Raw genomic sequence first — 7,919 nt, 5'->3', positions numbered from 1 at the left:
TAATAAAATTACTTAAATTGTTAATGAAGCACTGTTTTATGCAAAACCGATATATTTGCTACTGATTAGTTACAAAATTTTGCTATTTAATTGGAGATTTAGACGTATGTGATTCAAAAGGGAACTATTATCAAACATTTAAAATAAAAATTTATTTGAATAAAGACAAGTATCCCTTTTCTATCCCTAAAATTCAGGAAATATCAAAAATTATTAATCGTATCGATGATAATCATATAGATGAAAATGGTTTTTGTTGTTTAGATATAGAACACATTCTAGAAAAAGATTCAAGAAGAGGAATTAATCTAACTGCTTTTTATAGATATAAAATTTATCCTTTTTTCACTAATTATATTTTCAAGAAAGAAACTGGAGCTTATGCAAACGGTGAATATTCACATTTTTTTGATGGAGTTATAGAATATTATAAAGATGAGCTAGGAATTGATGATCTTAGCATTATTACTGCTATTATTTATTCTGTTGCTTCTAATACCATTCCTAGCCGTAATGAATTGTGTTTATGCGGAAGTGGTTTGAAGATAAAACAATGCCATTTGATGAAGATTAAGTCCTTGAATAGTTTATCAAAGAATAGATTGATTTCAGATTTAATAAATTTTGAAAAAACTGTAAATACTAACTATTCAAAACACTTTATTTCTAACAAGCAAAAACGAACGCTTTAAACTTTAGTATTTTTATTCCCATTCCACACACATTCCACTTCTCTCCTATCGTCGCTTCGTAAAAAAGAGTGTTCCATTAACATTGCAGAAGAAACATTATAGAATAAATTTTTCAAGAAACTGAAGAAATACTTTCGCTTCTAGCCAAAGCTCAAGTTACATAACACGGAACATTATAGTACATTTATAATTAGGGATTAGCCAGTGGCTGATTCATAATTAAAATAGAGTATTTCTCGTGGATTGCCACAAGAGCATAAATTTTAAGAAAAATAAAATTCTATGCACTTGTTATATTTAGAGCTTCAATTACATTTTTTGTGTTTTCATTGTGATATTTTCATCAATATCTTTATCATGAGACACAGCATAGCCAATGGCCTTCTTTACAAAATCATTTAAAGAAATTCTTTTTTGGTTGGCAATCATTGCTGCTCTTTTATGCAATTCCATGCTTAACCTTACATTAAAACTTCCTTTAAATGTTTTATTTGGTTCTTTCTTTAACTCTTTACATGTCTCTAAATAATCATCTAAAGATTCCTCAAAAGATTCTTTTAATTCTTTTACAGACGATCCTTCGAAATTTATTAAATCACTAATTCCAAAAATCTTTCCATAAAATACTTCATCGTCTGAATTAAAACTTACAGTTCCAAAATATCCTTTGTATGTCAAATAATCACTCATAATTATAAATTTAAATGTTCTATAATCTGTTTAATCGCATAGGATTTTACTATTTTCTTTGGATGTGGCTCATGTAAACTAATCACATCCTTTTGTTTAATTATAAACTTTCTTCTTGAACCTCCAGTTTTTCCTTTTTGAGGCATTTCTTCAAAACCGAAATGTGATTTTAATATAAGTTTATCAATTTTTGGCACTTGTATATCTATAGTTGAAACTCTTAAGAATCTGTATTACTAAACCCCTAAAAATATGGACGCTCATTTCTCCTATTGTTTTAACCAAAATTTTATGAGGTCGTTAAAACAACAACAACTATTAAAAAAGGTATAACAACTTAATTTAGAAATATCTTTTCCAAAGGTAATTGCTGCTACTTTTTCGTGCGTAAAACTATAAATTTTCTTTGGCTCTATCAATAGCTGTATGAATTTCTTCAACTACAAGATCACTTTCTATAAATGAAAACATCTCATTTTTTTCAAAATCTTTCCTCAAGGATTTTCTAATACCTGATATTATTACTTTTATTTTTCGAGCATTATAGGTTTTTATTATTTCTTTAATGCTCTGATATCCAGTAGCATCGATTAATGGCACATAACGCATTCTAATGATAATAACTTTTGGCTGTAAATGCGTATTGGTAATGGTTTCCTGAAATTGTCTGGCCGCTCCAAAAAATAGAGGTCCATTAATTTCATATAAAACAACTCCTTTTGGTATATTTAATAGTTCTTCATCAAATAGATGCTCACCATTTCCGTTTTCAGATGAAAAATCTTGAATATTTACAGATTCACTCATTCTTTTCATAAACATAAAACTGGATAAAACTATCCCAATCTCTATGGCAATTACCAAATCAAAGACAACGGTAAGAAAGAAAGTAGTAAGTAAAATAATAATATCCATTCTATTACCTTTTAGAATAGATATGAATTGTTTCCATTCACTCATATGGTAGGCAACAACCATTAAAATACCTGCCAGACATGACATAGGTATTAATTTGGCATAAGGCGCAAATAAAAGCATAATAGCCAATAGTACCAAAGCGTGAACTATACCGGCAATAGGTGTTCGTCCCCCATTTTTTACATTGGTTGCGGTTCTTGCAATGGCTCCTGTAGCCGGAATACCGCCAAAGAGAGAAGAAAAAATGTTTGCTGCTCCCTGCGCTACTAATTCCATATTTGAACGGTGTTTTCCTCCAATCATTGAATCTGAAACTACAGCAGAAAGGAGTGATTCTATACTTCCTAATATGGCAATAGCAAATGCTGGCTGAATAAGCGCTTGAATGGTATCGAAATTAACATTAGGAATATGGGGCAAGCCCAACTGGTTTGGAATATTACCAAAATTACTTTCAATGGTATCTACAGGAATGTCAAATACAACTACAACTATGGTGGATAGAACTATGGCAATGATAGATCCTGGAATCTTTTTTATTATTTTTTGAAAATAAAGTGTAATAAATATAGTTGCTACGGCAATACTAATAGCATACCAATTTATTTTGTGGAAATTACTAAAATATACGACCCATTTATCTATAAAATCAGCAGGAACTTTAGCGATATGGAGCCCAAAAAAGTCGTTGATTTGAGAGGAGAAAATAATGAGCGCAATTCCGCTTGTAAAACCCACAATGAGAGAATATGGAATGTATTTTAATAAATTTCCTAGTCGCACTAATCCAAATCCAATGATGATAAAGCCAGCCATAAAAGTAGCGATGGTCAACCCATCTGTTCCGTATTGTTGGACAATACCATAAACGATAACAATAAAGGCTCCTGTTGGCCCTCCAATTTGAACCCGACTACCTCCAAAAGTAGAAATAATTATTCCTGCTATGATTGCTGTTATGATTCCCTTTTCAGGAGAAACACCAGAGGCAATAGCAAAAGCAATGGCCAAAGGTAAAGCAACGATTCCAACAATTAATCCCGAAAGAATATCTTTTGTTAAAGTTTCTTTTGATATCCCTTGCTTTAATAGAGAAAATAATTTTGGTATAAATTCTTTGTGCATTTGTTGCTTTTAGGTGTTAATTATAATTTACCATTTTGTTGTATAATCAATGGTCATATTTAACAGAATAGCTCTTGCGATTCGCATTAAAGGGATTTGCAACAAAAAACTAAAGAGTATGATTAATGGGTAAAGAAATTTGAAAAAGCTATTCATGTTATCCAATGAGAACCCCCATATTATTAAAGGAATAAAAATGATAAGCACAATAGGATAGCTAATCCATAAAGCAGCGGTGTAAAATCCTGGTTCTAACTTAAAATCCTGCTTGCAATGCGGGCATTTATCTGGCATATCAAGAATTCCTGAAAACACAATTAATCCTGGATTATTGAATAAATTTCCAATTTGGCAACGTGGGCATTTTAATTTTAAAACACTGCATAGCTTTGTTCCTTTTTTCATAAAGTCTTAAAATGGAATTTCTTCAATTAGTATTCAATAAATTGGATTATACATATAGTCACTAATAGTTTGCTTTAAATCCTTTGGTTTTTTATTTCTAGCAATACCTAATTCATACGCTTTTTTGGCAACCGCAAAAGCAATCTCTAAAGAAAGAACTCTAATTTCATTTAAACGAGGATACAGCGCACCATCTTCTATGTTTTCATCGCTTACCATTTCAGAAAGTGTTTTAGCGGCAGTTAAGAATAGCTCATCTGGAATTATTGATGCATTGGCAATAATAACCCCTAAACCCATTCCTGGGAAAATATATGCGTTGTTACCTTGTCCTGGACGATATTCTTTATTATTAAACTTAACCATTTCAAATGGGCTTCCACTTGCAAAAACAGCCTTACCATGACTCCACGCATAGGCTTGTTCAGCAGTACATTCTGCCTTTGAAGTTGGGTTTGACAAAGCAAAAATAACTGGACGTTCATTAATGTTACCCATGACCTCAATGACTTCTTTGGTAAAAGCACCGAAGGCGCCTGTTGCACCAATTAGTACATGAGGTTTTATGGTTTTGATCGATTCAATAAAATTTGAAGGTTTGTGATGATGCGCATAAGGTAAATTATGTGGCATTAAATTCTTTCTACTCGACTCCACCAATCCATTAATATCTACAAACCATAATCTTTCTAACGCTTCTTGTTTACTCAGCCCTTCCTTTACTAAGGCCAAAACTAAAAGATCAGCTATTCCTGTGGCTGCCGACCCTGCACCAAGAAACATAATTCTTAATTCTGAAAAAAGAATTTTTGTGATTCGAGTGGATGCATATAAACCTGCTAATGCCACAGCTGCTGTGCCCTGAATATCATCATTGAAGCACAGCACTTTTTCTTTATAAATATTCAATAATGCGTAGGCATTAGGGGTTAAAAAGTCTTCAAATTGAATGAGCGCATTTGGGTATTTTTCTTGAACCGCCATTACGAATTCATCGACTAGCTCAAAATATTCTTTTCCTTCCAATCGTTCTTTAGGATACCCTAAATACAAGATATCTTCTCGTATTTCTTTATTATTTGTACCAACATCAAACATAACAGGCAAGCATTGACTAGGTTGAATACCAGCACAAGCTGTATATAAAGCTAACTTACCTATTGGAATTCCCATACCATTAGCCCCTAAATCTCCCAATCCCAATATGCGTTGTCCATCAGTTATAACGATAACCCGAATATCTTTTTCTGGCCAATTATCCAGAATTTTTAATATTTCTCCCTTATCATCAGGCGTGATATAAAATCCTTTGGCTCGCCTAAAAATATGAGAAAATTCTATACAAGCTTCTCCTACGGTCGGGGTATAAACTATTGGCATTGTTTCTTCTATATATTCACTTATAATTCTATAATATAGCTTTTCATTTCGATCTTGCAGCGCCGACAGCATTATATAACGCTCGATGTTTGAATCTTTGCGACGCAAACCTTCCATAACCCGTTTTACTTGAATATTTTGACCGACAACAGAATATGGCAATAACCCCCGTAAACCTAGATGTTCTCTTTCGTCTTTTGTGAACGCCAATGATTTACTTATTCTGCCATCATATAAAACTTCAAAACCTTTTTTATTTGAAATCATTTAATCAATCTATCTTACATATTATTAACAATACAAATATACAATAAATGTTATTTAAAAATATAACAAATATTATGTATTTATATATTATTTATTATATATTTGACTGATGAAAAACTTCTATTCCCAATTTGATTTTCAAAGTGAACTACTTTTTGAGTCATTAACTTCTGATGAAAAAAAATTAGTTTATGATGCTATGGAACCCTTAATGATAAAAAAAGGTAGTCTCTTGTTTTATGAAGAAGGAATACCTACGGGCATCTTTCAAATTAAGAAAGGCAAGGCAAAAAAATTTAAGCGCGGTTTTTCTGGAACAGAACAAATTTTTTATATCTACACGACTGGTGATGTTCTGGGGTATCATGCCCTATTTGGAGAGGAGCGCTATCAAGATTCTTGTGAAGCACTTGAAGACTTGGAAGTGAATTTTATAGCTAAAGATGTTTTTTTTCAATTATTACAGGATATTCCTGCTTTGCAACAAACTTTTATAAAAAATATAGGTCATGAGTTCGGGGTTCTTGCCAATATTATTGCTGTACTTGCCCAAAAAAATCTTAATGCCCGATTGGCTATTAATTTGCTCATTTTAGAAAATCGATTCCAAAAACATGATAAAGCAGGTGGTATTGATTTAACACGAGAAGATTTGGCCAACATTATTGGCACTTCACCTGAAAGTTTGGGAAGGAGCCTCAAACAGTTTAAGGATGAAGGGATTATTGAAGTAGATAAAAGAGTTATCTATATAAAGAATACGGAACAGATACTTCAATTATTAAATGTTGAAAACGGTCTAAATGAATAATGAGCACGATCCCTTTTTTTTGGAATTACAATAACCATAATGCATCTTTATCAGGCTTTCTAATTTTATTCATTAAAAACTAAAAGAGGTTTTGATGAATCTCAAATTCTTTTTAGTAAACACCAAGATACTAATCAAAACATTATTATGTTGATTTAGTGTTCTCATTTCACACACATTATGCTTCCCTCCTACGTCCTCGCATAAAAAGTGTTTATTCACAAGGTTAATATTGTTTTCGAAGAGTTCATGAACCGCAAGCGGTTTCATTAACATTGTAGAGGAAACTTTTAGAATAAATTTTTTAAGAAACTGTAGTATGCCAACACGCCTGCTGGCCCATTCACCAAAAAGGTCTCCCAGACCTTTTCTTAACGTTCTGTCCTGCTTTTAGCCAAAGCTCAAGTTACATAACGCAGAACATTATAGTACAGAATATGACGTTTATCGATAGCGCTTTTTTAGTGCTATTTGACATATTAACGATACCAATAATAATTTCGTACCTGTTAGGAAAATATTCTGAAATAAAATCAAAAACCTATATAGAATCTATGCATAGAGGTACTGTTTTAAAAATTCTGTGTTCAATATCTACGAATAGTATTTCTTTTTTAACCAAAACGAAACCCGGACCAAAAGAATCAATGCAGGCACTTCCACCAATGGGCCAATGACTCCTACAAACGCTTGTCCGGAATTCAGTCCGAAAACCGCAATGGCAACTGCAATTGCCAATTCAAAATTATTTCCTGCTGCTGTAAATGCTACTGCTGCTGTCTTGTCGTATGCTGCTCCTGTTGCTTTGGTAACAAAAAATCCAATGATGAACATTAAGCTAAAATAGATAAGTAAAGGCACTGCAATAATCAGAACGTCCATCGGGATTTCCACAATCAACTCACCTTTTAAAGAAAACATCACAATAATCGTAAATAACAGCGCAATTAAGGTCATTGGCGAAATGGTCGGGATGAATTTCCTTGTGTACCATTCCTCGCCTTTTAGTTTCACTAAAATCAATCTGCTCAATATTCCCATCACGAACGGAATGCCTAAATAAATGGCTACGCTTTCTGCAATTGTTCCGATTGAAATATCTACAATAGAACCTTCAAATCCAAAATAAGGCGGAAGAACGGTAATAAAAACCCACGCATAAAAACTGTATGCAAACACCTGGAAAATACTATTCAAAGCCACTAAACCTGCGCCATATTCGCTACTGCCTTCCGCAAGGTCGTTCCATACCAAAACCATTGCAATGCAACGAGCCAAACCAATTAAAATAAGTCCGACCATATATTCGGGATAATCGCGTAAAAAGGTGATTGCCAATACAAACATTAAAAAGGGACCAATTATCCAATTGAGAATAAGGGAAATAGAAAGGATTTTTATATTTCTGAAAACTTTTGGCAATAGCGAATAGTTGACCTTTGCCAAAGGTGGATACATCATTAATATCAAGCCTATTGCGATGGGAATATTGGTCGTTCCGCTACTAAATGAGTCTATGATGTTGGGAAACGTTGGGATAAAATACCCAAGTCCGACTCCAATTGCCATGGCTACAAATATCCACAACGTCAGATTCCTGTCAAGAAAAGGTAGTTTTTTTGTTGTCATTT

At 32.8% G+C, this 7,919-nt stretch carries 8 protein-coding genes; 2 read left to right on the top strand and 6 right to left on the bottom strand.

Annotated elements, in window-relative coordinates; all coding sequences use genetic code 11:
* The first annotated feature begins 155 nt into the window (after window positions 1-155).
* Window positions 156-692: an SEC-C metal-binding domain-containing protein gene (locus ACU1LP_RS15730; protein WP_445734260.1), complete on the top strand. Its 537-nt coding sequence runs from the start codon at window positions 156-158 to the stop codon at window positions 690-692.
* A 309-nt stretch (window positions 693-1,001) separates the two neighbouring features.
* On the opposite strand, the gene ACU1LP_RS15725 is transcribed toward ACU1LP_RS15730, so the two are convergent.
* The 5 genes from ACU1LP_RS15725 to ACU1LP_RS15705 form a co-directional block, all read right to left on the bottom strand.
* Entirely contained in the window at window positions 1,002-1,382 is a 381-nt protein-coding gene (locus ACU1LP_RS15725; protein WP_445734259.1) for a type II toxin-antitoxin system HicB family antitoxin, read from the bottom strand.
* Window positions 1,383-1,384: 2 nt separating this feature from the next.
* Entirely contained in the window at window positions 1,385-1,579 is a 195-nt protein-coding gene (locus tag ACU1LP_RS15720; protein WP_445734258.1) for a type II toxin-antitoxin system HicA family toxin, read from the bottom strand.
* A gap of 196 nt (window positions 1,580-1,775) precedes the next feature.
* Complete coding sequence (locus ACU1LP_RS15715) at window positions 1,776-3,425, bottom strand: SulP family inorganic anion transporter (protein ID WP_445734257.1); 1,650 nt, start codon at window positions 3,423-3,425, stop codon at window positions 1,776-1,778.
* A gap of 27 nt (window positions 3,426-3,452) precedes the next feature.
* Window positions 3,453-3,830, bottom strand: a complete 378-nt coding sequence (locus tag ACU1LP_RS15710) for a DUF983 domain-containing protein (RefSeq protein WP_445734256.1) — start codon at window positions 3,828-3,830, stop codon at window positions 3,453-3,455.
* 33 nt (window positions 3,831-3,863) lie between these two features.
* Entirely contained in the window at window positions 3,864-5,477 is a 1,614-nt protein-coding gene (locus ACU1LP_RS15705) for an NAD-dependent malic enzyme (protein WP_445734255.1), read from the bottom strand.
* Window positions 5,478-5,586: 109 nt separating this feature from the next.
* On the opposite strand from ACU1LP_RS15705, the gene ACU1LP_RS15700 reads away from it, so the two are divergent.
* Window positions 5,587-6,288 carry a Crp/Fnr family transcriptional regulator gene (locus tag ACU1LP_RS15700; RefSeq protein ID WP_445734254.1) on the top strand — a complete coding sequence of 234 codons (702 nt, stop codon included), beginning with the start codon at window positions 5,587-5,589 and terminating at the stop codon, window positions 6,286-6,288.
* 594 nt (window positions 6,289-6,882) lie between these two features.
* Here the strand turns inward: ACU1LP_RS15700 and arsB are convergent.
* Window positions 6,883-7,917: an ACR3 family arsenite efflux transporter gene (arsB, locus tag ACU1LP_RS15695; protein ID WP_445736749.1), complete on the bottom strand. Its 1,035-nt coding sequence runs from the start codon at window positions 7,915-7,917 to the stop codon at window positions 6,883-6,885.
* Window positions 7,918-7,919 lie beyond the last annotated feature (2 nt).

This window comes from Mariniflexile sp. (genome assembly GCF_052728615.1).
This window is presented reverse-complemented; position numbering and strand designations above follow the sequence as displayed.

Bases quoted from the DNA above. Each gene is read 5' to 3' on its own strand.
- ACU1LP_RS15725 (WP_445734259.1), bottom strand. From the start codon at position 1,382: ATGAGTGATTATTTGACATACAAAGGATATTTTGGAACTGTAAGTTTT.
- ACU1LP_RS15715 (WP_445734257.1), bottom strand. From the start codon at position 3,425: ATGCACAAAGAATTTATACCAAAATTATTTTCTCTATTAAAGCAAGGG.
- ACU1LP_RS15710 (WP_445734256.1), bottom strand. From the start codon at position 3,830: ATGAAAAAAGGAACAAAGCTATGCAGTGTTTTAAAATTAAAATGCCCA.
- ACU1LP_RS15705 (WP_445734255.1), bottom strand. From the start codon at position 5,477: ATGATTTCAAATAAAAAAGGTTTTGAAGTTTTATATGATGGCAGAATA.
- ACU1LP_RS15700 (WP_445734254.1), top strand. From the start codon at position 5,587: ATGAAAAACTTCTATTCCCAATTTGATTTTCAAAGTGAACTACTTTTT.
- arsB (WP_445736749.1), bottom strand. From the start codon at position 7,917: ATGACAACAAAAAAACTACCTTTTCTTGACAGGAATCTGACGTTGTGG.